The 22,616-nt window shown below is 68.3% G+C and carries 18 protein-coding genes; 9 read left to right on the top strand and 9 right to left on the bottom strand.

Annotated elements, in window-relative coordinates:
• Positions 1 to 324: 324 nt before the first annotated feature.
• Positions 325 to 1,554: a TIGR03862 family flavoprotein gene (locus tag RKE25_RS08860; protein WP_311841874.1), complete on the top strand. Its 1,230-nt coding sequence runs from the start codon at positions 325 to 327 to the stop codon at positions 1,552 to 1,554.
• A gap of 15 nt (positions 1,555 to 1,569) precedes the next feature.
• On the opposite strand, the gene RKE25_RS08855 is transcribed toward RKE25_RS08860, so the two are convergent.
• Positions 1,570 to 2,112 carry a hypothetical protein gene (locus RKE25_RS08855; RefSeq protein ID WP_311841873.1) on the bottom strand — a complete coding sequence of 181 codons (543 nt, stop codon included), beginning with the start codon at positions 2,110 to 2,112 and terminating at the stop codon, positions 1,570 to 1,572.
• A gap of 152 nt (positions 2,113 to 2,264) precedes the next feature.
• Positions 2,265 to 3,818 carry an oligopeptide:H+ symporter gene (locus RKE25_RS08850; RefSeq protein WP_311841872.1) on the bottom strand — a complete coding sequence of 518 codons (1,554 nt, stop codon included), beginning with the start codon at positions 3,816 to 3,818 and terminating at the stop codon, positions 2,265 to 2,267.
• A 118-nt stretch (positions 3,819 to 3,936) separates the two neighbouring features.
• Here RKE25_RS08850 and RKE25_RS08845 point away from each other — a divergent pair, with 118 nt between their 5' ends.
• From RKE25_RS08845 to RKE25_RS08835, 3 genes are read left to right on the top strand one after another with little or no spacing between them, the layout of a single operon-like run.
• Positions 3,937 to 4,407: a ribonuclease domain-containing protein gene (locus RKE25_RS08845; protein ID WP_311841871.1), complete on the top strand. Its 471-nt coding sequence runs from the start codon at positions 3,937 to 3,939 to the stop codon at positions 4,405 to 4,407.
• The gene (locus RKE25_RS08840) at positions 4,404 to 4,838 is read left to right on the top strand and encodes a barstar family protein (protein WP_311841870.1); all 435 of its coding nucleotides are present in this window, start codon (positions 4,404 to 4,406) and stop codon (positions 4,836 to 4,838) included. Before RKE25_RS08845 ends, RKE25_RS08840 begins: the two co-directional genes overlap by 4 nt.
• A gap of 14 nt (positions 4,839 to 4,852) precedes the next feature.
• The gene (locus RKE25_RS08835; RefSeq protein ID WP_311841869.1) at positions 4,853 to 5,080 is read left to right on the top strand and encodes an RNA-binding S4 domain-containing protein; all 228 of its coding nucleotides are present in this window, start codon (positions 4,853 to 4,855) and stop codon (positions 5,078 to 5,080) included.
• Positions 5,081 to 5,089: 9 nt separating this feature from the next.
• Here RKE25_RS08835 and RKE25_RS08830 read toward each other — a convergent pair whose 3' ends face one another.
• A complete protein-coding gene (locus RKE25_RS08830) occupies positions 5,090 to 5,914 on the bottom strand; it encodes an arylamine N-acetyltransferase (RefSeq protein ID WP_311841868.1) in 825 nt (274 codons plus the stop codon).
• Positions 5,915 to 6,107: 193 nt separating this feature from the next.
• On the opposite strand from RKE25_RS08830, the gene msrA reads away from it, so the two are divergent.
• Complete coding sequence (gene msrA / locus RKE25_RS08825) at positions 6,108 to 6,776, top strand: peptide-methionine (S)-S-oxide reductase MsrA (protein WP_311842361.1); 669 nt, start codon at positions 6,108 to 6,110, stop codon at positions 6,774 to 6,776.
• A gap of 123 nt (positions 6,777 to 6,899) precedes the next feature.
• Here the strand turns inward: msrA and RKE25_RS08820 are convergent, their stop codons facing one another.
• The 3 genes from RKE25_RS08820 to hutU form a co-directional block, all read right to left on the bottom strand.
• Positions 6,900 to 9,620, bottom strand: coding sequence for an EAL domain-containing protein (locus tag RKE25_RS08820; protein ID WP_311841867.1), 2,721 nt, complete (start codon positions 9,618 to 9,620; stop codon positions 6,900 to 6,902).
• A gap of 93 nt (positions 9,621 to 9,713) precedes the next feature.
• The gene (locus RKE25_RS08815; protein ID WP_311841866.1) at positions 9,714 to 10,487 is read right to left on the bottom strand and encodes an iron-containing redox enzyme family protein; all 774 of its coding nucleotides are present in this window, start codon (positions 10,485 to 10,487) and stop codon (positions 9,714 to 9,716) included.
• Positions 10,488 to 10,726: 239 nt separating this feature from the next.
• On the bottom strand, positions 10,727 to 12,397 hold the full coding sequence (gene hutU / locus RKE25_RS08810; RefSeq protein WP_311841865.1) for a urocanate hydratase: 1,671 nt from the start codon (positions 12,395 to 12,397) through the stop codon (positions 10,727 to 10,729).
• A gap of 176 nt (positions 12,398 to 12,573) precedes the next feature.
• Here hutU and RKE25_RS08805 point away from each other — a divergent pair, with 176 nt between their 5' ends.
• From RKE25_RS08805 to RKE25_RS08795, 3 genes are all read left to right on the top strand, one after another.
• Entirely contained in the window at positions 12,574 to 13,149 is a 576-nt protein-coding gene (locus RKE25_RS08805) for a hypothetical protein (protein WP_311841864.1), read from the top strand.
• Between the two features lie 161 nt (positions 13,150 to 13,310).
• The gene (locus RKE25_RS08800) at positions 13,311 to 14,837 is read left to right on the top strand and encodes an AlkA N-terminal domain-containing protein (RefSeq protein ID WP_311841863.1); all 1,527 of its coding nucleotides are present in this window, start codon (positions 13,311 to 13,313) and stop codon (positions 14,835 to 14,837) included.
• Entirely contained in the window at positions 14,834 to 15,349 is a 516-nt protein-coding gene (locus RKE25_RS08795) for a methylated-DNA--[protein]-cysteine S-methyltransferase (RefSeq protein WP_311841862.1), read from the top strand. The genes RKE25_RS08800 and RKE25_RS08795 overlap by 4 nt, the downstream gene beginning before the upstream one ends.
• Before the next feature lie 534 nt (positions 15,350 to 15,883).
• Here RKE25_RS08795 and RKE25_RS08790 read toward each other — a convergent pair.
• Positions 15,884 to 16,339 carry a hypothetical protein gene (locus tag RKE25_RS08790; protein WP_311841861.1) on the bottom strand — a complete coding sequence of 152 codons (456 nt, stop codon included), beginning with the start codon at positions 16,337 to 16,339 and terminating at the stop codon, positions 15,884 to 15,886.
• 52 nt (positions 16,340 to 16,391) lie between these two features.
• Between RKE25_RS08790 and RKE25_RS08785 the strand changes: the two genes are divergently transcribed.
• Positions 16,392 to 17,669, top strand: a complete 1,278-nt coding sequence (locus RKE25_RS08785) for an ectonucleotide pyrophosphatase/phosphodiesterase (RefSeq protein ID WP_311841860.1) — start codon at positions 16,392 to 16,394, stop codon at positions 17,667 to 17,669.
• A gap of 557 nt (positions 17,670 to 18,226) precedes the next feature.
• Here RKE25_RS08785 and RKE25_RS08780 read toward each other — a convergent pair.
• Positions 18,227 to 19,492 (bottom strand): MFS transporter, encoded by a 1,266-nt coding sequence (locus RKE25_RS08780; RefSeq protein WP_311841859.1) that lies wholly within the window; start codon positions 19,490 to 19,492, stop codon positions 18,227 to 18,229.
• Between the two features lie 91 nt (positions 19,493 to 19,583).
• Positions 19,584 to 22,583, bottom strand: coding sequence for a glycoside hydrolase domain-containing protein (locus RKE25_RS08775; protein ID WP_311841858.1), 3,000 nt, complete (start codon positions 22,581 to 22,583; stop codon positions 19,584 to 19,586).
• Positions 22,584 to 22,616: the final 33 nt, after the last annotated feature.

Here is a 22,616-nt window from a genome sequence, read left to right as displayed (position 1 = left end):
CCGGCAGGAGAGCGAAACCCTCGCCCCGCGAGGGGCGAGGCCAGACTGGCGATGAGGCGACGACTGGGCCGCAACGCCACTGGATGACTCGTCACGCTCGCCCCTTCGGGGCCGCCCTCCGGGCGTTCCCGCGCGACGCGCTACGTCCCGCCTACGCCGGAATGACGAGAATGGGAGGACGAGGCGATCGCCAGCGCCTCGCGTTGGGGTTCGCGAACTCCCCCAACCTACGCCCCGCGCGCGCACCCGCCAGCCTCCCCATCCAGGAGATGGCAACCCAAGCCCCACCCCCTAAAATCCCCCCACTCCCAGGCAACACCCCACATGCCCCCCACGCTCACCATCATCGGCGCCGGCCCCGCCGGCCTCATGGCCGCCGAAACCGCCCGCGCTGCCGGCCTCGACGTCGACGTCCACGAAGCCAAAGGCTCCGTGGGGCGGAAATTCCTGCTTGCCGGCGTGGGCGGCATGAACCTCACCCATGGCGAACCCCGCCCCGCCTTCGACCGGCGCTACGGCGAACGCGCCGCGGAGGTCGGCCGCTGGCTCGACGACTTCGACGCCGACGCCCTGCGTGCCTGGGCGCGCGGCCTGGGCGTGGAAACCTTCGTCGGCACGTCCGGCCGCGTGTTCCCCGCCGACCTGAAAGCCGCGCCGCTGCTGCGCGCGTGGGTGCACCGCCTGCGCGAGAGCGGCGTGCGCTTCCACGTCCACCAGCGCTGGCTCGGCTGGGCGGACGACGGCGCGCTGCGCTTCGATACGCCCGGCGGCGAACTCGCCGTCCGGCCCGACGCCACCGTGCTCGCCCTCGGCGGCGGCAGCTGGCCGCAGCTCGGTTCGGACGGCGCGTGGCAGCCCTGGTTGGCCGCGCGCGGCGTGGACGTCGCCCCTTTGCGCCCTTCCAACTGCGGTTTCGACATCGGCTGGAGCGCGCACCTGGCCGAGCGCCATGCCGGCGCGCCGCTGAAGCCGGTGGTCGCGCACTGGCGCGACGCCGCGGGGCGCGAACAGCAGCGACAGGGCGAGTGCGTCATCACCGCGACAGGGATCGAAGGCAGCCTGGTCTATGCGCTCTCGGCGATGCTGCGCGCAGCGATCGAGCGGGACGGCCACGCCACGCTCACGCTGGACCTGGCCCCGGACCGCCCGCTGGAGCGACTGGAAAAAGACCTGGCCAGGCCGCGCGGCAGCCGCTCGCTGAGCGAACACCTGCGGCGCCAGGCCGGTATCGCGGGCGTCAAGGCGGCGCTGCTGCACGAAACACTCGATAAGGCGCGCCTCCAGGACAGTGTCGCGCTCGCCCGGGCGATCAAGCGGTTCGAGCTGCGGCTGCGGAACCCCCGTCCGCTCGCCGAGGCGATCAGCAGCGCCGGCGGCGTGCGGCTGGAGGCGCTGGACGAGGACCTGATGCTGAAAGCCCTGCCCGGCACTTTTTGCGCGGGCGAGATGCTGGATTGGGAGGCGCCGACCGGCGGCTACCTGCTCACCGCCTGTTTCGCCAGCGGCCTGCGGGCCGGCCGCGGCGCGGCGGCGTGGGCGCAGGCCCGGCGCTGAGCCGGGCCACGCGACTTACTTGAGGTTGCTCTTGCTGGCGTCGATGTCGGCTTGCAGCTTGGTCGCCAGTTCGTTCGAGGCGTTGCCCAGCAGGCTGACGAACAGCTTGGAGTAGTCCGTCTGCGCGTTGACCTCGGCCGACGGTTCCAGGTGCGGCTCGCTGCGGGTGACGAAACCGCGCGCATTGGTCGTGCAGCGCATGCTGATGTCCAGCGTGGCGATGGACGGCTTGTCGTCCTCGTGGCGTACGCGCATGTCGGTCTTCACGCGCTCGCAGGCCAACGTGAGGTTGGAGATGTAGGCCGGCTGCAGCGCCTTGCGCAGCTGGGCCTGCAGCACCTCGGAGACCGGCCGCGACGGGGTGAGGACCACCTTCTCGTCCAATCCGCGCACCTGCAGGTCGCCCTGGGTGGGCTCCACGCTGATCCACGGCGCGAAGGCCGGCACCACCAGCGCGTCCACGGGCACGGTATCGCGTACCTTCTGCCCACCGCAGGCGCACAGCGCCGCGGCCATCGCTACCAGGCACGCAGCCCGGCCCATCCGTCGTTCGCTCATGGATCCCCCCATGCAAAATTTCTGGGAATGTACATGCGCGCCCGCGGCCGATCAACGCTCGGAGCGCGCCACTGCGTACCCGTTCGCAGGAAAAGGCACGGCACGCCATCGCCGCGCCGCATCCGTCTAGCCGTCCATTTGCCGGAATGAGGTCAGGCGGCCCGGTAGTTGTCGACCTCGCGGTACCGGCGCGCATAGGCGCCGAAGGCCAGTGCCGCCAGCAGGGCGAACGCCGCGAAGAAGAACATCTGGAAGGCATCGGCGCTCAGGCCCGTCGCCTCGATATGGCCCGTCACCGTGTCGTTGCGCACAGCCGCGTTGGCGATCAGCACCCACAGGTTGCCGATGGTGGTGGCCAGGTACCAGAAGCTCATCATCACGCCCTTCATCGAGGCCGGCGCCTGGCTGTAGGCGAATTCGGGCCCGGTCGCCGCCACCAGCACCTCGCCGAACGTCAGCAACAGGTAAGGCAACACCTGCCACACGATCGACAGGCCGTGCCCATCATCGAGCAGCAGCTGGTAGCCGCCGACCACGATCCAGGCCACGCCGGCGAAGGCGATGCCGGCGGTCATCTTGCGCAGCGCGGTCGGCTCGCAACGGCGCCGACGCAGCAGCGGGAACAGCACCAGGTTGTTGAAGGGGATCAGCAGCATCACCAGCAGCGGGTTCAGCGCCTGCATCTGCGCGGGATGGAACCAGTGCGGCGTGCTCATCGCATGGCCTTGCAGCACCCAGGTCGATGCCTTCTGGTCGAACAGCGAGAAGAACGGCGTGGTGAGCGCGAAGATCACCAGCACCCGCAGCACGTTGCGCGCGCCGTCCACTGCGACATCCGGATGCCGGCCGCGCGCCCGTTCCATCTGCAGCCACGCGCCGCCGCCGATGCCGCCGATCAGGGCGACGATGGCCAGGCACAGCGCGATCACGAATCCCAGCCAAGGCGTCATGGCCAGCGCCACCGCGGCAGCGAGCGCGCCCGCGCCCGCCAGCCACAGGCCGGCACGTCCCTGGCCTGGCAACTGGGCGAGCAGCGCCGTGCGCACCACGCGGGAAAACGCGTCCGGATCGGGCGGCGACGGCGGCACCATCACGTAGCGGCGGCGCCCCAGCCACAACACGAAGGTGGCGACGAACATCAGCGCGCCGGGAATGCCGAACGCCACGGCCGCCCCGAAGTGGTGCAGGAACATCGGCATCAGCAGCGACGCGAAGAACGAGCCGAAGTTGATGATCCAGTAAAAGGCATCGAACACAACTTTCGCCAGGTGCTTGTTGCCCTGGTCGAACTGGTCGCCGACGAACGACGCCACCAACGGCTTGATGCCGCCCGCGCCCAGCGCAATCAGGCCCAGTCCGGCGTAGAAGCCGGTGGGATGGCGCTCGAACAGCGCCAGGCACAGGTGGCCCAGGCAGTACACCAGGCTCATCCACAGCACCGTGTGGTACTTGCCGAAGAAGCGGTCGGCCAGCCAGCCGCCCAGCAGCGGGAAGAAGTACACGCCGATGACGAAGGTGTGGAATACGTCCTTCGCCGCACCGGGACGCTCCGCCTCCGGCAGATGCAGCAGCAGCGAAGTGATCAGGAACGGCGTGAGGATGTTGCGCATCCCGTAGAAGGAAAAGCGCTCGCAGCCCTCGTTGCCGATGATGTAGGGGATCTGGCGCGGCAGGCGGCCGCGCGCGGATGGAAGGGCGGCGCTCATGCGTGCTCCCGGGACCGGCCAAAAGCCCCGAGTGTGACGCAAGTTCTTGCGGCCACCAAGCCGAAGAGCCCTTCAGTCGCGCCTGCTAAGCTGCGCGCCACTTCCTGGGGGAATCTCGATGCGCTCGCTCAAAGCCTTGCTGTTGCTGGCCGTGGTGGCGATCGCGGCGATCCTGTGGAACCGCCACGCGCCGGCTCCCGCGCCGCCGCCGCTCGCCTCCGCCACTCCGGCCGCAGGCCAGGTCCCGAGCCGGGTTCCGGCCGCGCCGCCCGGCCGCGCCGGCGAAGACGCCGGCGCTCGATCGCCGGCCGGCCTGCCCGCCTTCCTGCCCGCCGAAGCGCGGGACACGCTCGCCCTGATCGCCCGCGGCGGCCCTTTCCCGCACCGCCAGGACGGCACCGTCTTCGGCAATCGCGAGGGGCGGCTTCCGCCCCGGCCGCGGGGCTACTACCGCGAATACACCGTGGACACGCCAGGGCTCGACTATCGCGGGGCCCGGCGCATCATTACGGGCGGTAACCCGCCGGTGGTCTACTACTACACCGACGATCACTACCGCACGTTCCGCGCTTTCGAGGTACCGCGATGACCGACGACTACGACATCGATTTGACCGACCCCAGCGCCGGTGGCGTGTTCTTCGTGATCGAAGAAGACCTTGCCCCGCTTGCCGCGCAAGGCCAGGGCCAGGGACTGTTCGTCGCGCGCACCAGCCTGCGCGGCTGCACCGGCAAGGAGGAACTGCTGCGCCGCCTGCGGACGTCGCTGCGGCTGCCGGAGGACTTCGGCGGCAACTGGGATGCGCTCTCCGACTGCGTGCGCGACCTGCAATGGCTGCCCGGCGAAGGCTACCTGCTGCTCTTCGACCATGCCGACGACCTGCGCGATGCCAACGAGGAAGACTTCGACGTCCTGCTCGACATCCTCGACGAGGCGGCCGAGGAATGGCAGGAGGACGAGCGGCTGTTCTTCGCCTTCTTCGCCATGCCCGAAAGCGCTTTCAACGACCCTGACTTCTGAACACCAACGCACCGATGCCAGCCCTCGACTTCGAACTCGACGACCGCCACGAATATGTGGAACTCAACCAGTTGCTGAAACTGACCGGCCTGTGCGACAGCGGCGGTGCCGGCAAGGCGATCGTGGCCAGCGGCGCGGTCTACGTCGACGGGCAGCAGGAGCTGCGCAAGACCTGCAAGATCCACGCAGGCCAGGTGGTAGACGTCGAAGGCATGCGGATTCGGGTCAAGCGGCCCGCCTGAGCCACGCGCTCAGGCGGCGGGCATCGGCAAGGCGTCGAAACGCGCCAGCAGGTGCGACAGCCGCGGCACCTGGATCTGGAACTCCCGCTCCAGTACCTCAAGGATCTCCTCCGCGCTGCCCAAGGTGCGCCGGACCGACTCGCCGCCGAGGTGATGCACGGTGAAATCGCGGCTGCGCAGGCTCAGGCGCCGGCCCGGCACGCTGCGCGCGATGGTGAGCTGGTGCAGGAAGTGCGACTGCGGAAAGGTCGAGGTGTAGTGGTTCGCCACCACGTAGTCGATGTCCTCGCGCGGTTGCAGGTCGAAGCGGTACAGCGTCCACCACTGCCCGCGTACCAGCGCCTGCATGCGCCATTGGCCGTTGTCTTCCAGCAGCCGGTAGGGCTCGTGCGCGCTAGGCTGCTCGATGCCGGGCACCAGACGCAGCGCACCCGACAGCACCATCCCGCCGAAGCCCACGTCGGCCAGCCAGCTCTCGCCCTCGATCTCCACGCGCAGCAGCATGTGGCTCTGCGCCGTGATCTCGCTTTCGTCGCGCTGCCACAGTACGCGCGCGATCAGGCCGGTGACCGGGTAGCCGATCGTGCGCAGCACCTCGCGGAACAGGAAGTTGTGCTCGAAGCAGTAGCCGCCGCGGCCGTGCTCGATCAGTTTGCGCTCCAAGCGCGGCAATTCCAGTACCACCGGCACGCCGAGGAAGGGATCGAGGTTCTCGAACGGAATCGCCGCCACGTGCGCCGCGGCCAGCGCGCGCAAGGTCGCGACGTCCGGCTTCACCTCGCCCGTGTAGCCGATGCGTCGAAGATAAGCCGGCAAGTCGATGGCGTGTGTCATGTCGGGGGGATCCGGAAAACGGGGAGGCGGCACCATACCATCGCCCAAGGACGACGACGGGTAACGGATGGCGACGCTCGGGCGAAAGGAGGCTGACCCAGTCATTGGAGCGCCCGCCATGTCCACTACGCACCTGCCCCCTGCCCGCCGGGCTGCCGCCCGCCTGCCCCGCCTGCGCGTCCTCGCCAGCCTGATGCTTGCCGCGGGACTGGCCGCCTGCGGCGTCGTCTCCGCCGACAGCGCGCCCGTGGCCGCACCGCCGCCGGCACTCGACGCGGCACCGCCCGCGCAGCGCGGCGAGCAGACCGCCGTCTTCGCCGGGGGCTGCTTCTGGGGCGTCGAATCGGTGTTCGAACACGTCAAGGGCGTCAGGAAAGTGTGGTCCGGCTACGCCGGCGGCGACGCCGCCACCGCGGACTACGAACAGGTATCCAGCGGCCGTACCGGCCACGCGGAGTCGGTGAAGATCGTCTACGACCCGGCCAAGGTGAGCTACGGCAAGCTGCTGCAGGTGTTCTTCTCGGTCGCGGCCGACCCGACCCAGCTCAACCGCCAGGGCCCGGACGTGGGCCCGCAGTACCGTTCGGCGATTTTCTATGCCAACGATGAGCAGAAGCGCATCGCCACGGCTTATATCGCGCAACTCGACCAAGCCCACGTGTTCCGCGCACCGATCGCCACCCAGGTGGTGCCGCTGCAGGCGTTCTACATGGCGGAGGCCTATCACCAGGACTTCGCCCGGCTGCACCCGGACTCGCCCTACATCGTGATCAACGATGCGCCGAAGGTGCGGCATCTGAAAGAGCTGTTCCCCTCGGATTACAGGCCGGAGGAAAGCGTGGTGGGGGTGCAGATTCACTGAAGGCGAACGCCATGTGGATGGCGGACTCGCAACGGTGGAGGAGTGTTGGAGTTCGCTTTGCTCACTCCAACCTACGTTGGCTGCGAACTACGTGTGCGACGCAGGCATGTCGCACGGCGCGCGTCAGCGATGCTTCGGCGGTACCAGCCGCAGTTTCGCCTGGCGCGGGTTGCGCGCCAGCTGGCGCTCGATTTCCTCGGCGGCCTCGGGACGCGAGTAGAAGAAGCCCTGCCCCTCCGCACAGCCGGCCTTGAGCAGGAAATCGTGCTGCTCCTGGGTCTCGATGCCCTCGGCGATCGGCCGCAGGCCGAGGCTGCGTGCGATGGCCAGCATGGCCTCGGTGATGGCGGCGTTGTTCGAATCCTGCGGCAGGCCGTTGATGAAGGAGCGGTCGATCTTCAGGAAGGCGATGGCCGACAGCTTGAGGTAGGCCAGCGAGGAATAGCCGGTGCCGAAGTCGTCGATCGCCACGCCCACGCCCAGCGCGTGCAGCGCATGCATGGTGCGGTCGGTCTGCTCGCCCAGGCGCAGGATCGCGCCTTCGGTGATCTCCACCAGCAGCCGCTTGCCGTCGAGCTGCTCGGCATCGAGCGCGGCGCTGAGCCGCTCGATGAAGGTGCGATGGCCGAACGTGCTGGCTGAGACATTGATCGCCATGCGCAGCGGCGGCAGGTGCGCCAGGTCCCAGCGCCGCACCTGTGCGCAGGCCTGGCGCATCACCCATTCGTCGATCTGGCGGATCAGGCCCAGGCTTTCCGCCATGGGGATGAATTCGTCCGGCAGCAGCACGCCGCGCTCGGGATGGCGCCAGCGCAACAGCGCTTCCACCGCGACGATGCGGCCGGTGCGAAGCTCCACGTTAGGCTGGAAGACGAGGTAAAACTCGTCGCGCGCCAGCGCCTGGCGCAGGTCCACGCCAAGCATCAGGCGCCGCCGCGCGTCCGCATGCATCAGCGGGGTATAGAAGCGGAACGCGTTGCGCTCCTCGGTCTTGGCCACGTACATCGCGGCATCGGCGTTGGTGATCAGCGTGATCGGGTCGCCGCCGTCGAGCGGATAGCCCGCGACGCCGATGCTGGCGCTGAGAGCGATCTCGTAATCGCCCACCATGACCGGCTCGGCCAGCGCACTGAGCAGCCGGTTGGCCATGCTGCGCGCGTCCTCGCGGGTGGGCAGCTGGCCCAGCAGCACGGTGAATTCGTCGCCACCGATGCGGCCGGCCACGTCGTGCGGGCCGAGCGCCCGGTCGATGCGTTCGGCCACCTTGACCAGCAGGCTGTCGCCGATGGCGTGGCTGTAGCTGTCGTTCACCACCTTGAAGGCGTCCAGGTCGACGAACAGCACCGCGACCGCGGTGCGCTCGTGCGTGGCGTTCAAAATGGCCTGTTCGCACAACCGCTCGAACTCCGCACGGTTGACCAGCCCGGTGAGTGGGTCGTGCGTGGCCAGGTGCTCAAGGCGCAGGCGGTCGGCCTTGATCGCCGTGATGTCGGTAAGCACGGCGACGTAGTGCTGCACCCGCCCGTAGGTGTCGCGGATGGCGCTGATGCTCAGCAGCTCCGGGTAATTGCTGCCGTCACGCCGCCGGCTGGAGACCTCGCCCTTCCAGTTGCCGCCGTTGGCGACGGTTTCCCAGATCGAGGCCGGCAGCGGCGTGCCGTCGGGCATGCAGCGGGTTTCGTCGAAACGGCGGGTGCGCACTTCTTCAGCGTCGTAGCCGGTGATGCGGCTGAACGCCGTGTTCGCGGTGGTGATGCGGCGCTCGGCGTCGGCGATCACCACGCCCTCGGCGATGCCGGCCAGCGCCTCGGAAGCGATGCGCCGCTCGTGCTCCATGGTCAGGCGCTCGGAGACGTCGCTGATGATCGCCTGGCGCACGAAGCGGTCGCCCCACAGTGCCAGGGCACTCTGCATCTCGACCGGCCGGGTTTCGCCCGCGCCATCGCGCAGCAAGGCGATCGCGCCGTCCTGGGGTGCCTCGGCGGAAGCGAACAGGCGGCCGAACGGCTCGCCCACCAGATCGTCGGCGCCGCGTCCGGTCCAATGGGTCGCCGTGCGGTTGACGTCGAGGATGTCGCCGGACGACTCATCGACCATCACGATGGCGGACGTCGCGCTGTCGAACAGCAGCCGGTAGCGTTCCTCGGTGCCGCGGATGCCCGCCAGGATGCGCCGCGCCATGCGCAGCCACAGCAATCCGGCGACCAGGGTGATCAGGGCCACGCTGGCGAACAGCACCCGGCCCATCCAGGTGGCGCCATTGGCGATGTGCAGCGAGAAGCTGCTGCTGCGCGGCTCGATGAAATCGTTGAGGCGATGGATGCGGTCGCGTTGCCGCGCGATCTCGGCGAGCGGTGGCGTACCCGCGCCGTAGCTGCGTTCGAGTTCGCCCGCGATGACGTCGAGTTCCTCGATCTGGCCGTCCACCGAATGCCAGTCGGCCAGCGCCTCGCGCATGTGCGGCGCGGCGGAGAAGTACTGCAGGATGAACACCATGCCCGGAATCGCCGAGGGGATCACGCCGCCGCGGCGGAACGCCTCGATGACGTCGGCGCGCTCGAACCGGCCGCTGTCGATCTTGTCGCGCGCATAGCGATCCGTGGTGAGCACGGCATAGTTGCGGCGGAAGCTGCGCAGGTAGGCCGGGTCGCCCTTGACCGCGTAGTTCTCCAGGTCCACCACCGCCTGCTTCTGCGCCTTGGACCAAAGACTCTCGCCGTTGAGAAAACCGGCGAGAGTCACCTGGAGCTGCAAGGCCCCCCACGTAAGGGCGAGGATCAACCCGAGCATCGCCGCCAGTGCGTAGGCCAGCGGCAGCAGCCTCTGCAGCAGGGGTCTTCGCAAGCCAGTACGAGCGTTACGCATCGCGTCCCGTGTCCTCATTCAAAGCCGACATCCACTGCCTTGCGATGCGTACCGCCTAGCGACTACGCAACGTCAGGCTGCGGCTTCACTGACTGACCACGGATCCTGGCGCACGTCCAGGCAGCGATCCAAGGTGATCTGCATGCTGACGTAGCTGCGTCGCACGCATTCCCCCAGATAGGCCACCTCGGCCGGCGTCGGCGCCGTCCCCATTAGCGTACACACTATTTCCAGCGCCTCCCACGGATGAGTATCGTCGTACGCTGCGTGAAGCTGAAGCCAACGCAGCCCCTTGCCCCGGCTCTCCGCCGCGAACGCCTCCTTGTAGGGGCTCTCGAAGACCTTCTGCGACCACTCCCCGGTCGCCCCTTCCACCGCATAGTTGGTGGCGATCATGCCTGCGGCCAGGGAGGCCTTGGTGCTGACCTGCTCGCACCAATCCGGCAGTGCCCCCGTCCCGTGGGGCGGCCGGCCGTGCAGCACCTCGTCCCGGCTGATGGCAGCTGCCTCGGCCCAGTCCAGCCAGTACTCGGCATGGTTCTGCTCCACCCGGATGTTGCGGACCAGCCAGCGCCGGGCCAGGTTGTCCCCTGGGCTCCGACCGTACTGAGTCTTAAGCAGGTTCAATGCCATGTAGGCGGGAAAACGCTCGATGACGGGCCAGATGCCCACCATGAAGTCGCGCGTGGAGGCCGCGTGAAGACGGTTCTCCATCATCAGCCCCCACAGCTCATGGTTGACCACCTTGCGCTTGGTCTCCTCGCAGGCATGGACGAGGTCCTGCGCCCAGGACGGGTAGCTGCTCAGCTCGGTCAGCGCGCCAGTGCGTTCGAATTGCGTGTTCATGATGCTCTCCAGTGTTTTTGACTCAGGCTGGCGCCGGCACGGATGGCCGGCGCCCCGGCGCCAGGAAGGCGCCGGAACGTCATAGTCTTCGCACTGGGGGGTGGCCGAATATGGGAAGTGCGCCGGAGTGCGCGCCTCCATTCGCCATAAGCTTCCGATGCCGCTTTCGGCCGATGCCGACCCCGCCGCACGGCGGAGCCGGCTTGTCTCGAACTGCCCTGGGGGCAGAGCCGGCTATCTCAGAGCATGGGCAGCTTGAGTCCCTGCTCCTTGGCGCAGCGCACAGCGATGTCGTAGCCGGCGTCCGCGTGGCGCATCACGCCCGTGCCGGGGTCGTTCCACAGCACGCGGGCGATGCGCCGGTCGGCTGCCTCGCTGCCGTCGCAGACGATCACTACGCCCGAATGCTGCGAGTAGCCCATGCCGACACCGCCACCGTGGTGCAGCGAGACCCAGGTGGCACCGCCGGCCACGTTGAGCATGGCGTTGAGCAGCGGCCAGTCGGAGACCGCGTCGCTGCCGTCCTTCATCGCCTCGGTCTCGCGGTTCGGGCTCGCGACCGAGCCGGAATCCAGGTGGTCGCGCCCGATCACCACCGGCGCCTTCAGCTCGCCCTTGCGCACCATCTCGTTGAACGCCAGGCCGAGCTTGTGGCGAGTCCCCAGGCCTACCCAGCAGATGCGCGCCGGCAGGCCCTGGAAGCTGATGCGCTCCCTGGCCATGTCCAGCCAGCGATGCAGATGCGGATCGTCCGGCACCAGTTCCTTGACCTTGGCGTCGGTCTTGTAGATGTCCTCCGGGTCGCCCGACAGCGCCACCCAGCGGAACGGCCCCACGCCGCGGCAGAACAGCGGACGCACGTAGGCCGGCACGAAGCCGGGGAAGTCGAAGGCGTTCGTGCAGCCTTCGTCCTTGGCCATCTGGCGGATGTTGTTGCCGTAGTCGAAGGTGGGGATGCCCATGGCCTGGAACGCCAGCATCGCCTCGACGTGCCTGCGCATCGACGACTTGGCCGCCTTCGCGGTGCCGGCCGGGTCGTTCTTGCGGCGCTCGAACCACTGCTCCACCGTCCAGCCGTTGGGCAGGTAGCCGTTGACCGGGTCGTGCGCGCTGGTCTGGTCGGTCACCGCGTCGGGCCTGACGCCGCGGCGCACCAGTTCCGGCAGCACGTCGGCCGCATTGCCCAGCAGCGCGATCGACTTGGCTTCGCCGGCCGCCGTGTACCTGGCGATGCGCGCCAGCGCGTCGTCCAGGTCGGTGGCCTGTTCGTCCACGTAGCGGGTCTTCAGGCGGAAGTCGATGCGGCTCTGCTGGCATTCGACGTTCAGCGAACACGCGCCGGCCAGCGAAGCGGCCAGCGGCTGCGCGCCGCCCATGCCGCCGAGGCCGGCGGTGAGGATCCACTTGCCTTTCAGGTTGCCGGCATAGTGCTGGCGGCCCATCTCGACGAATGTCTCGTAGGTGCCCTGCACGATGCCCTGCGAACCGATGTAGATCCACGAGCCGGCCGTCATCTGGCCGTACATCATCAGGCCCTTCTTATCCAGCTCGTTGAAGTGCTCCCAGTTCGCCCAGGCCGGCACCAGGTTGGAATTGGCCAGCAGCACGCGCGGCGCATCCGGGTGCGTGGGAAACACGCCCACCGGCTTGCCGGACTGGATCAGCAGGGTCTCGTCGTCGTTAAGCTCGCGCAGCGCGCGCAGGATGGCGTCGAAGCATTCCCAGTTCCGCGCGGCGCGGCCGATGCCGCCGTACACCACGAGTTCGGCCGGGTTCTCCGCGACATCGGGGTCGAGGTTGTTCTGCAGCATGCGGAACGGGGCCTCGGTAAGCCAGCTTTTGCAGCTCAGCTCGGAACCGCGCGGCGCTCGGACGGTGCGGGTGGTATCGATACGCGTCGGGGCATTCATCGGAAATCCTGACTGGCGAGGGGAAATCGCGATTATGGGCGCCCGTTTTCGCCACCGCCAACTGCACTGCGGCAAAACCGTCCGTTTGGCCGATTGCCGCGCTATCGGGGCGAGACCAGACTTTGCGCAGGGGAAAGCCGGGCTTGGCCGCCGTCGCGGTCGAACGGGAGGGTCCCATGTACGCGACACGCACGACTTATCTTGCAGCGCTGGTCGCCACCCTGCTGCTGGCAAGCACTGCCTCCGCCGCCGACAAGGCCGCGGCGAAGCACGCGCCGGGCGACGCGGAACTGATCGCCAGCGCGATGCGCGCCGCGCCGGCCGGCGTCGCGAAAGGCGCGACCATCGTGGCGATGAATGCGGACGGCACGATGCGCACGCTGCGCAAAGGCACGAACGATTTCACCTGCATGCCCGACAACCCGGAAACCCCGGGGCCGGACCCGATGTGCATGGACAAGAACGCGATGGAGTGGGCACAGGCCTGGATGAGCCACAAGCCGCCGCCGGCCGGCAAGGTCGGGTTGATGTACATGCTCGCGGGCGGCACGGACGCGAGCAACACGGACCCGTATGCGACGAAGCCGGACGCGAGCAATCACTGGGTGAAGACGGGCCCGCACGTGATGGTGGTCGGCGCGAACCCGTCGTTCTACGACATGTATCCCAAGGAGGCCGACCCGGATACGTCGGTGCCGTACGTGATGTGGGCGGGGACGCCGTACCAGCACCTGATGGCGCCGGTGAAATGACGCCCACTCGGGGCGGGGTGAGCGTAGCGAGCCGCGCGCCCTCCCCGCTGGTATCACGCTGGGTCGCCACACGGATCCATCGATGCGAGCCCAAAGCCGGCCGCCCTATTGATGTCCGAAAACGGCGAGTCGGGAGGTGCGGGCGGTGCTAGCCTGCACGCATGTCCGCCCTCCCCGATCCGTCCGCAGCCCTCTCCGACCGCCTCTGCGAGCAGGCGCGGCTCAGCCGCGATGCGCGCTTCGACGGCCTGTTCTTCACCGCAGTCACCAGTACGCGCATCTACTGCCGGCCGGTGTGCCCGGCGCCGTCGCCGAAGGCCGAGAACGTGCGCTATTACGCCAGCGCCGCAGCCGCCGAGGCGGCGGGTTTTCGCCCCTGCCTGCGCTGTCGCCCGGAACTGTCGCCCGGCAACGACAGCTGGCAGCGCGGCGACCATGTGATCGCGCGCGCACTGAAGCTGATGGAACAGGGCGCGCTGGAAGACGACTCGCTGGACGCGGTCGCGCAGCGCATCGGCATCGGTGCGCGCCAGCTCCGCCGCGTGTTCGTCGAGCGCCTGGGCGCGCCGCCGATCAGCGTGCACACCACCCGCCGGCTGCTGTTCGCCAAGCAGCTGCTCACCGAAACCGACATGTCCGTCACTGACGTGGCGCTGGCATCGGGCTTCCGCAGCCTGCGGCGCTTCAACGCCGCCTTCCAGCAGGCGAACCGGATGCCGCCGCGCGACATGCGCCGCCATCCGGCCAAGGCCATCGGCGGCGCACTCGTCCTGCGGCTGGGCTATCGGCCGCCGTACGACTTCGAGGCGATCCTCGCGTTCCTGCGCACGCGCTCGCTGCCCGGCGTCGAACAGGTGGACGCACACAGCTATGCGCGCGTGTTCGGCCCCGCCGACGCGCCCGGCTGGCTGCGGCTGAGCGCATGGCCCGGCGGCGAGCACGCGCTGAAACTGGAGCTGCTGTGCCCGCGGCCCGCGCAGATGCTCGGCATCGTCACCCGGCTGCGGCGCATGTTCGATCTCGATGCCGACCCGCGTGCGATCGCCGACGTGATGCGCGCCAGCGACGTGCTGAAGCCGCTGCACCGGCGCCGCCCCGGCCTGCGCCTGCCGGGCGGCTGGGACGGGTTCGAGATCGCCGTACGCGCCATCCTGGGCCAGCAAGTCAGCGTGGCCGCGGCACGCACGCTGGCCACGCGCATCGTGCAGCGCTGGGGAACGCCGGTGGCGGTGCCGGCCGCGCCGGGCCTGGAACGCCTGTTTCCCGGTCCGGAAATGCTGGTCGACGTCGATCTGCGCGAAGTCGGCCTGACCACGGCGCGCGCGAACACCGTGCAGGGCGTGGCGCTCGCACTGCTGGATGGGCGCATCGACTTCCGCAGCGAACAGCCGCTGGACGAGTTCGTGGCGCGCTGGGTGGAACTGGCCGGCATCGGCGAGTGGACCGCGCACTACATGGCCATGCGCGCATTGAGCCATCCCGACGCGTTCCCCGCCGCCGACCTCATCCTGCGCCGCGTCGCGGCCGGCGACGGCCCTGAACTAAGCACCAAGGCGCTCACCGCGCTGGCCGAGGATTGGCGGCCGTGGCGTGCCTACGCGGTGATGCATCTGTGGCGCGCCGCGAGCGATGCGGCCGAGCGCGACAAGACCGCACGCGAGAGCCGGACCAAGGAACGAAAGGCATGAATACGGCCGCAAGCATCTGGTATGACGAACTCGCCACGCCGATCGGCCGACTGCGCCTGGTCGCCGATACGCAAGGCCTGCGCGAGGTCTGGTTCGAAACCGGCCGCCACCGCAAGCTGCTTCAGCCGGACTGGATCCTGGCGCCGGAACGGCTGGCCGAGCCGCGCCGCCAGCTCGAAGAATATTTCGCCGGCGCGCGCACGCACTTCGACCTGAAACTGCATCCGGTCGGCACGCCGTTCCAGCGCGCCGTCTGGGAGGAACTGGGGCGCATCCCCTATGGCGTGACCATCAGCTATGCGGAATTGGCACGCCGGATCGGGCAACCGCTGGCGGTACGCGCGGTGGGCGCGGCGAACGGACGCAATCCGATTCCGATCGTGTTGCCGTGTCACCGGGTGATCGGGAGCAATGGGAGTCTGACGGGGTTTGGCGGGGGGCTGCCGACGAAGCGGTTTTTGCTTTCGATGGAGGATCGGGTGGCGCGGGGGGATTTGTTTGCGTTGCCCTGAGGGCGTGAGCGGGGACGTTGTTTTTGCTTGCGCGGGTTGCGTAGGCTGGGGGGAGCTTGCGAACATTCCGGCGCAGGCCGGGAACCGGGGCGAGGTGGTCGCCAGCCTTGTCTCGCCCCTCCCGGGGGCGAGGGTTTCGCTCTCCTGCCGGAGAGCGAGTTACTTCTTCTTGCTTGCCCAAGAAGAAGTAACCAAGAAGAAGGGCCCCCTGCGCGGCGCCCTCCGGTGGCCTTCGCCACCTCCGGGTGCGTTGAGGGCTGGCCGGGCTTTTCGATCGGGCATCCTTGCCCGAATCGAAAAGGCGGGGACGTCCTGTCCCCGCCCGCCTTTGGCGGCCTGATCGTCCAGCCCTCACCGCCGCGAAGGGAACCCGGGAGAGCAAAAGCTCGCACTAGCTGTGCTTGCCTCGGTACCGCACTTCTCCTTCTCCCCTCTGGGCGACCCGAACGTAGTCCCCGTGGGAGAGAAGGCGGGGTGAGGGGCGGGGGCTTGCGACTGAGCAGCTAGAGTCCCGAATCCCACTCACTCAACACCTCAACGCTGCGGCTGCCCCTGTTGCGCGGGAGGCGGATTGGTATTCGCGTTCTTCTTGGGCGGCGGTTGCGGCAACGGTTGCGGCAACACCAGCGGCGAGGAGGCGGAGGCGGCGCGGTATTGGTCGACGACGTCGCGCTGGCGGGCGTTGAAGCGGTCTTGCTGGGCCTGGTTGGAGAGGTCCAGCGGCGGGGTGGCGCCGGGGGTGTTCTGGACGGGGCGGCGGATGGCGGCGGCGTTGCGCTGACGCTGCTGCTCGAGCAGCTGGTTGGTCTGCAGCTTATCCGTCAGGATCGCCTGCTGGTTGGCCTGCTGCGTCTGGATGGTGTTGTAGTTCACCGGCGGCGCCTGGGTGGGCGTGCGCTGCTGCCATGCCATGGCGGCGGCCGGCGCCAGGCACAGGGCCAGCGCGAGGAGGCCGGCGCGGCGCTGCATGGATGGAGATGTAATGGTCATAAGGGTGCGCGATCATGGTCGGATTGCCTGAAAACATCGTATGGACTCGCGCATGAAATTCCTGTTTCGCCTCTTGTTGTGTTCCGTTGCGGCGTTCAGCGCCGGGTGTGCCACGCAGCCGCCGGCCCCGCCTGCCGCGCAGGTTGCCGCCAAGCCGGCCCCGGCGCCGTTGTTGCTGATTTCGATCGACGGGTTCCGCACCGACTATCTTCAGCGCGGGTTTACCCCGACGCTCGCCGCGCTGGCGCGGGAAGGCGTGCGCGCGCAGGCCATGCAGCCCTCGTTCCCTTCGCTCACCTTCCCAAACCACTACACCATCGTCACCGGCTTGCGCCCGGACCATCACGGCCTGGTCAACAACACGATGTCGGATCCGGAACTCGGCGGTTTTTCGCTGAGCAACCGCAAAGCCGCTGGCGACGGGCGCTGGTGGGCGGAAGGTACCCCGATCTGGGAAAGCGCCGGCCGCCAGGGCCTGAAGACCGCGACCATGTTCTGGCCGGGCAGCGAAGCGGCGATCCACGACTACCGCCCGAACCACTGGCTGCCCTATGACGGCTCGGTCACGCCGGACCAGCGCGTGGATCAGGTCCTGGGCTGGCTCGACCTGCCCGCGGGCGAACGCCCCACGTTCCTGACCCTGTACTTCGACGACGTGGACCACGCCGGCCACAGCTATGGCCCGGATTCCAAGCAGGTGAACGAGGCGATGACCAAGGTGGACGCTGCCCTCGCACGCCTGGTCGACGGCCTGAAGCAGCGCGGCCTGTTCGACCGCATCAACCTGATCGTGGTGTCCGACCACGGCATGGCCAACGTGGCGGCGAAGCACAACGTGATGGTGGACAAGCTGATCCCGCTCGACCATGTGCAGGTAGTCAGCCTGGGCGTACTTGCCGGCTTCAATCCGAAGGACGGACACGATTTCGCCAAGATCGAGGCCAAGCTGGAAAAGCCGCAGAAGCACATGCAGTGCTGGGACAAGACCCGCATCCCCGCCCGCTTCGTCTATGGCAGCAACCCCCGCGTACCGCAGCTGGTCTGCCTCGCCGACGTCGGCTGGCGCATCGCCACCACCGAGAGCCTGGCCAAGCGTCTCAAGAACGGCGGCAAGCTCAGCCTCGGCGAGCATGGCTACGACAACACCGACCCGACCATGCAAGCCCTGTTCGTCGCCCACGGCCCCGCCTTCCGCCAGGGCGAGATGCTGCCGGCGATCTCCAACGTGGACGTTTATCCGTTGATGACGCATCTGCTGGGCGTGACGCCGGTGAAGAACGATGGGGATTACGAGGCGATCAAGGGGGCGTTGAAGGTCGAGGTGCAGTGAGCCTGGTGTAAGGGGATGAGCGCTGCGCTTCGTAGGGCCCCTCATCCCGCCTTCTCCCCGGCGGGGAGAAGGAGAAGTGCGGTACCGAGGCGAAAACTAAACAAGAGCGAGCGAAGCGATGCTCCGTAACGCTCTTGATCTCCCGGGTTCCCTTCGCGGCGGTGAGGGCTGGACGATCAGGCCGCCGCAGGCGGGCGGGGACAGGACGTCCCCGCCTTTTCGATCAGGGCAAGGATGCCCGATCGAAAAGCCCGGCCAGCCCTCAACGCACCCGCAGCAGCGAAGGCTGCGGAGGGCGCCGCGCAGGGGGCCCTTCTTCTTGGTTACTTCTTCTTGGGCAAGCAAGAAGAAGTAACTCGCTCTCCGGCAGGAGAGCGAAACCCTCGCCCCGCGAGGGGCGAGACACCACTGGCGACCACGTCGCGACATTCGAGCGATATCGCCCCTGGGTTCCGGCCCACGCCGGAATAACGAGTAGGTAAGGGCAAGGCGACCCTGAGCGCCCGATGGGCTTCGCAAGCTCACCCCAACCTACAGCGCTCGCGCCAGCGCCCCCATCAAACCTCCGCCAACGGCGGCTCATCCCCCTTCGACGGCGGCCCCGGCAACGGCACCAACCCCCGCAGCCGCCACGCGATCAATAACCCACCCAACACCAGCACCCCCACGAACGCCGCCACGCCATTCCAGCCGCGGGAGGCATAAAACAGCCCGCCGCCCGCGCCAGCCAGGCTCGAACCCATGTAGTAAGAGAACAGGTACATCGACGAGGCCTGCGCCTTCGCCGCACCCGCGCGCCGCCCCACCCAGCTGCTCGCGATCGAGTGCCCGCCGAAGAAGCCGAACGTGATCGCCACGATGCCCAGCACGATCAGGATCAACGGCGATGTCAGCGTCAGCAGCACGCCCCCCAGCATCAGCGCGAACGCAGTCCACAGCACCTTGCGCCGCCCAAGCTTGCCCGCCAGGTGGCCCATCCACGCGGAACTGAACGTGCCGATCAGGTACACGCTGAAGATCAGGCCCACCACGGCCTGGCTCAGGCCATATGGCGGGGCCAGCAGGCGATAACCGATGAAGTTGTAGACCGTGACGAACGCACCCAGCAGCAGGAAGCCCTCGGCGAACAGCCAGGGCAGGCCTGCGTCGCGGAAGGCGCCGACGAAGCGCTCGCGCAAGACGCGCCATTCGAACGGTTGCACCGTGAAGTGGCGGGAGGGCGGCAGGCTGCGCCAGAACACCAGGCCCGCCAGCAGGCCGATCGCGCCGACAGCGCCCACGCCGGCACGCCAGCCCACGAAATCCGCCAGCACGCCCGCGACCAGGCGTCCGCCCATGCCGCCGATCGCATTGCCGCTGATGTACAGGCCCATGCCCAGGCCGATCGACTCCGGATGCATCTCCTCGCTGAGGTAGGTCATCGCGACGGCCGGAAGGCCGCTCAAGGTGAGGCCGAGCAAAGTCCGCAGCACCAGCAGCAAGTGCCAGTCGTGCACCGCGGCCGTGGCGAGCACCAGTACGGAAGACGCAAGCAGTGACACGGTCATCACCGATTTGCGCCCCCACGCGTCCGACACCGCGCCGGCCACGAGCATGGCGACGGCGAGCACGCCAGTGGTGAGCGACAACGACAGCGCCGCGCCGGCGGCATTGACGCCGAACGTCTTGCTGAACTCCGGCATCAGCGGCTGCACGCAATAGAGCAGGCCGAAGGTGGCGATGCCGGCGGCGAACAGCGCGAGATTGGTGCGCCGGAACAGCGGCGTGCCGTGGCGAATGAAGTCGCCGTCCGCGCGCGCGGCGGCGGCTGCCTGGTCTTGCATGGCGTTCCTCGGAAGACACGCCGCGGGGAGGCGCGTCCGCCAAGGATAGAACCTCCGCCCGGCCCGATCGACCGGACGGCGACCGCTCGCCTCACTGCACCTGCAACAGCCAGCCCTTGCCCGGCTCGATGGGAATCGGCTCGCCCGGCTTGAACTTGGCCGCGGGCTGGAAGCCGGGCACGGCGGGCGCGACCAGCGTCGCCTTGGCCGGATTCAGGCCCAGCGCCTTCCAGTCGATCGCCAGCTTCGCGTCGGCCTTCTCCGTCGCCCATGAGGCAAGCGCGATCAACGTGCCCTGCCCCTTGCGCACGTAGCTGGTGGCGAGCACATCCTCGCGTCCCGTCCGCACGGGCGCATCGTGCACCCACCAGCCGATCATCTCGGCCTTGGCAATGCCGAACTCGTCCCACAGCTTCCACAACGGGCGCGGATCGCTGCCGGGCGACCAGCCGAGCCGGCTGGTCATGCCGAACACCATGCCGCGCCAGGGGTTGCCGTTGTTCTGCAGCATCTCGCCCATGAGGCCGTATGGGATGCCGGAAATCTCGGTGAGCCAGTACGACGGCGAGGTCTTCTCGTAGTCGAAATACTCGCCGAACCACAGGCGGTCGATATAGGGGAACAGCTCCATGTAGAGCAGCGCGCTGTTGATGTAGCCGTCGCGCGGGTTGTACTGGTTGGCCGAGTGCAGGTCGATCAACGGATCCGCGCGATGCGCCTGCAGCACCTTGCGCACGCGCTTCATGGTGGTGCGGTCGTAGGCGACGTCGTCGAGATAGAGGCCATCGATGCCCTCGTTGCGCGCCAGCCAGTCCAGGCCTTCGATGTAGTGGTTGTGCCAGCGGCTCTGGCCGGCGTTGATCACCGCTGCGTCGCGATTTTCCGGCACGTGCCATGCGGCGATGTAGTCGCCGTCGAGATGTTCCTGCAGCCAGGAGAAGCCACCACCCTTACCGGCGCTGATCACTTCGTGCCCCAGCGATTCGAGCATGGGCAGTTCGGGGGCACGGTCGGAGAGTTCGCGCACGGTGTCGTAGATCTTGACCCGCATGCCGCGCTGATGTGCCGCCTCGATGTACCGGCGCATCGCCTCCGCTTCCAGGAACGGATAGTTGATCCATGGATTGATCGGCGTGGCATGGTGGATGTTCACCACGTTGGCGCCGTCGGCCTTGATCGCGTCGAGGTCGCCGTACTTGTGGAAGAAGCGTTCGCTGAAGTGCTTCGCTGGCTGGATGGTCTTGAACGGCGTGACGCGCAGGACGACGTCGTAGCGCAGCGTCTGCCCGGCTTGCATCGTGCGCGGGCCGCTGAAGGCCCTGACCAGGTAGCGGTCCTTGTCGCGCGCCAGCTCGATGCCGCCCTGCCCGCCGTTGTCCCACGACGCGGGAATGCGCAAGGGTTGCTGCTGGTAGAAGTTCGTATTGAGCGGGCGCAGGTAATGTTCGTCGCGCAGGTGGAACTCCAAGCCGGCATTCACGGCGCCGATCCATGCGCCGTCCTGGTTGTTGCGCACATTCCAGTGCCAACTGTAGGACGCCGGCGCCTCGCCGCCCTGCTGGCCGAGGCCGAGCTGGTAGCGCGCCACGTCTCCGCGCAACGGGATCTCCAGGCGCACGTCGCCGATGGCGGTCTCCCGGTCGGCTTGCAGGGCGATGGCGTACTGCAGTGTGCCGTCCGCCTCCAGCGACGCCTTGACCTCGCCGCGCACCGGGCCGGCGTTGCCGGTCACCGTCCAGTGCACTCTCGCGGGGCCGTCCGTCTCGACCTTCGGTGCCCCTTTGGCGGTCAGCGCATGCACGCCCGATGCGTCCTCCACCAGCAGTTGCATCGGCGCCTGCAGCAGCGCGCGGGGCTGTTTCGCGAAGCCCGTCATGCGCTCGTCGAAGCGGCTGTGGATCTGCGCCGGCAGGCCGTTGTCGGCCAGCGTGATATCGCGGCCGAGGATGCCGAGTTCGCCGCCCTTCACCGTGATCGCGGTGAAGGGCTTCACCAGCGTGTCGTCCTGCGCCAGCGTGGAATCGAGCCAGCGCAGACGGGTGAGCTTGAACGGATCGTCGTCGCCATGCGCGACGGCGATGCCATCGCTCACCGTGATCGCCAACGGCACCCGCTGCGGCTCCACGCCCTCGGCACCGATGGTCACCTCGCCCTGATAGAGCCCAGGTTTCGCATCGGCGGGAACGTCCAGCCCCATCCACAAGGGCTGCATTCGCCCCATCGGCAGGTCGACGCGCGCAGTGAACGGACGGCCGGTGTAGTCGGTGCCACGGAGGTTGAAGCAGGTCAGCGCCGTCGCTGGAATCGTGGCGCCGTCGGGACCGTGCAGATCGGCGAAGGCCACGCGCACCTCGTTGATCTGCGCGCGCGGCGACCACAGGCCGACCTGGAAACTGAGATATTCGCCGCGTTGGGCGGTATCGCTCAACGTCCCCCCGGGACCGCGCTGTGCCCAGGCGGCGGGCAGCGTGTCGAACATGCGTACGGGGTGGGCGCGCGTCTCGGGGAACAGCAGCAGCGGCCCGTTCTGCTTCGCCAGCAGCGCGTCCAGTTCGGCCGGCGTGGCGGTGCGTTCCATGTCGGTGTAGGCGTCGAAGTCGTCCACGGCTTCGTAGCGCAGCACCTTGGCTTGCGGCAGCTTGCGCCAGGCGGATGGCTGGTCGAACCGGTCCGCCCAGGTGTCGTCGGCCGAATCCTTCGGCGCGGCGTAGCCCACCACGGGGTAGTTGCTGCGACCGTTGCTGACATAGGGCTGGTAGTACACAGCGTAGGTACCGGCCTTGGCCGCCTGGAACACCAGCTCGCCGGAGGCGCGGTCGATGTCGCCACGCAGTACGTTGGCAATGGGTGCGCCGTCGGGATCGGTCACGATCACCGCGACCCGCTCGGGATGCGCGTCGCGCCGGCGCCATGGGATCTCCACCCGCACGGCATCGGCCGGGGCATCGACCTGCACCAGGTAGCGATGGTTGCCGAACCGGGACGCGTCCCAGCGCAGTGCGGGTGCGCCATGCTCATCCGCCGCCAGTACCGCGGGCGCCATGGCCAGCAAGGCCCCCGCCATCAACCACGCGCCGCGCCGTTGCCGCATCCCTCGTCTCCTTCGCCCAAACCCGGGTGTTTA

The organism is Dyella sp. BiH032, assembly GCF_031954525.1.
GTDB lineage: Bacteria > Pseudomonadota > Gammaproteobacteria > Xanthomonadales > Rhodanobacteraceae > Dyella_D.
The sequence above is the reverse complement of the archived record's forward strand: the minus strand, read 5'-3'. Positions and strand labels throughout refer to the sequence as shown.

Excerpts from the sequence above, each read along its gene's own strand:
- RKE25_RS08860 (WP_311841874.1), top strand. The coding sequence starts at position 325 with ATGCCCCCCACGCTCACCATCATCGGCGCCGGCCCCGCCGGCCTCATG.
- RKE25_RS08855 (WP_311841873.1), bottom strand. The coding sequence starts at position 2,112 with ATGAGCGAACGACGGATGGGCCGGGCTGCGTGCCTGGTAGCGATGGCC.
- RKE25_RS08850 (WP_311841872.1), bottom strand. The coding sequence starts at position 3,818 with ATGAGCGCCGCCCTTCCATCCGCGCGCGGCCGCCTGCCGCGCCAGATC.
- RKE25_RS08845 (WP_311841871.1), top strand. The coding sequence starts at position 3,937 with ATGCGCTCGCTCAAAGCCTTGCTGTTGCTGGCCGTGGTGGCGATCGCG.
- RKE25_RS08840 (WP_311841870.1), top strand. The coding sequence starts at position 4,404 with ATGACCGACGACTACGACATCGATTTGACCGACCCCAGCGCCGGTGGC.
- RKE25_RS08835 (WP_311841869.1), top strand. The coding sequence starts at position 4,853 with ATGCCAGCCCTCGACTTCGAACTCGACGACCGCCACGAATATGTGGAA.
- RKE25_RS08830 (WP_311841868.1), bottom strand. The coding sequence starts at position 5,914 with ATGACACACGCCATCGACTTGCCGGCTTATCTTCGACGCATCGGCTAC.
- msrA (WP_311842361.1), top strand. The coding sequence starts at position 6,108 with ATGCTTGCCGCGGGACTGGCCGCCTGCGGCGTCGTCTCCGCCGACAGC.
- RKE25_RS08815 (WP_311841866.1), bottom strand. The coding sequence starts at position 10,487 with ATGAACACGCAATTCGAACGCACTGGCGCGCTGACCGAGCTGAGCAGC.
- hutU (WP_311841865.1), bottom strand. The coding sequence starts at position 12,397 with ATGAATGCCCCGACGCGTATCGATACCACCCGCACCGTCCGAGCGCCG.
- RKE25_RS08805 (WP_311841864.1), top strand. The coding sequence starts at position 12,574 with ATGTACGCGACACGCACGACTTATCTTGCAGCGCTGGTCGCCACCCTG.
- RKE25_RS08800 (WP_311841863.1), top strand. The coding sequence starts at position 13,311 with ATGTCCGCCCTCCCCGATCCGTCCGCAGCCCTCTCCGACCGCCTCTGC.
- RKE25_RS08795 (WP_311841862.1), top strand. The coding sequence starts at position 14,834 with ATGAATACGGCCGCAAGCATCTGGTATGACGAACTCGCCACGCCGATC.
- RKE25_RS08790 (WP_311841861.1), bottom strand. The coding sequence starts at position 16,339 with ATGACCATTACATCTCCATCCATGCAGCGCCGCGCCGGCCTCCTCGCG.
- RKE25_RS08785 (WP_311841860.1), top strand. The coding sequence starts at position 16,392 with ATGAAATTCCTGTTTCGCCTCTTGTTGTGTTCCGTTGCGGCGTTCAGC.
- RKE25_RS08780 (WP_311841859.1), bottom strand. The coding sequence starts at position 19,492 with ATGCAAGACCAGGCAGCCGCCGCCGCGCGCGCGGACGGCGACTTCATT.
- RKE25_RS08775 (WP_311841858.1), bottom strand. The coding sequence starts at position 22,583 with ATGCGGCAACGGCGCGGCGCGTGGTTGATGGCGGGGGCCTTGCTGGCC.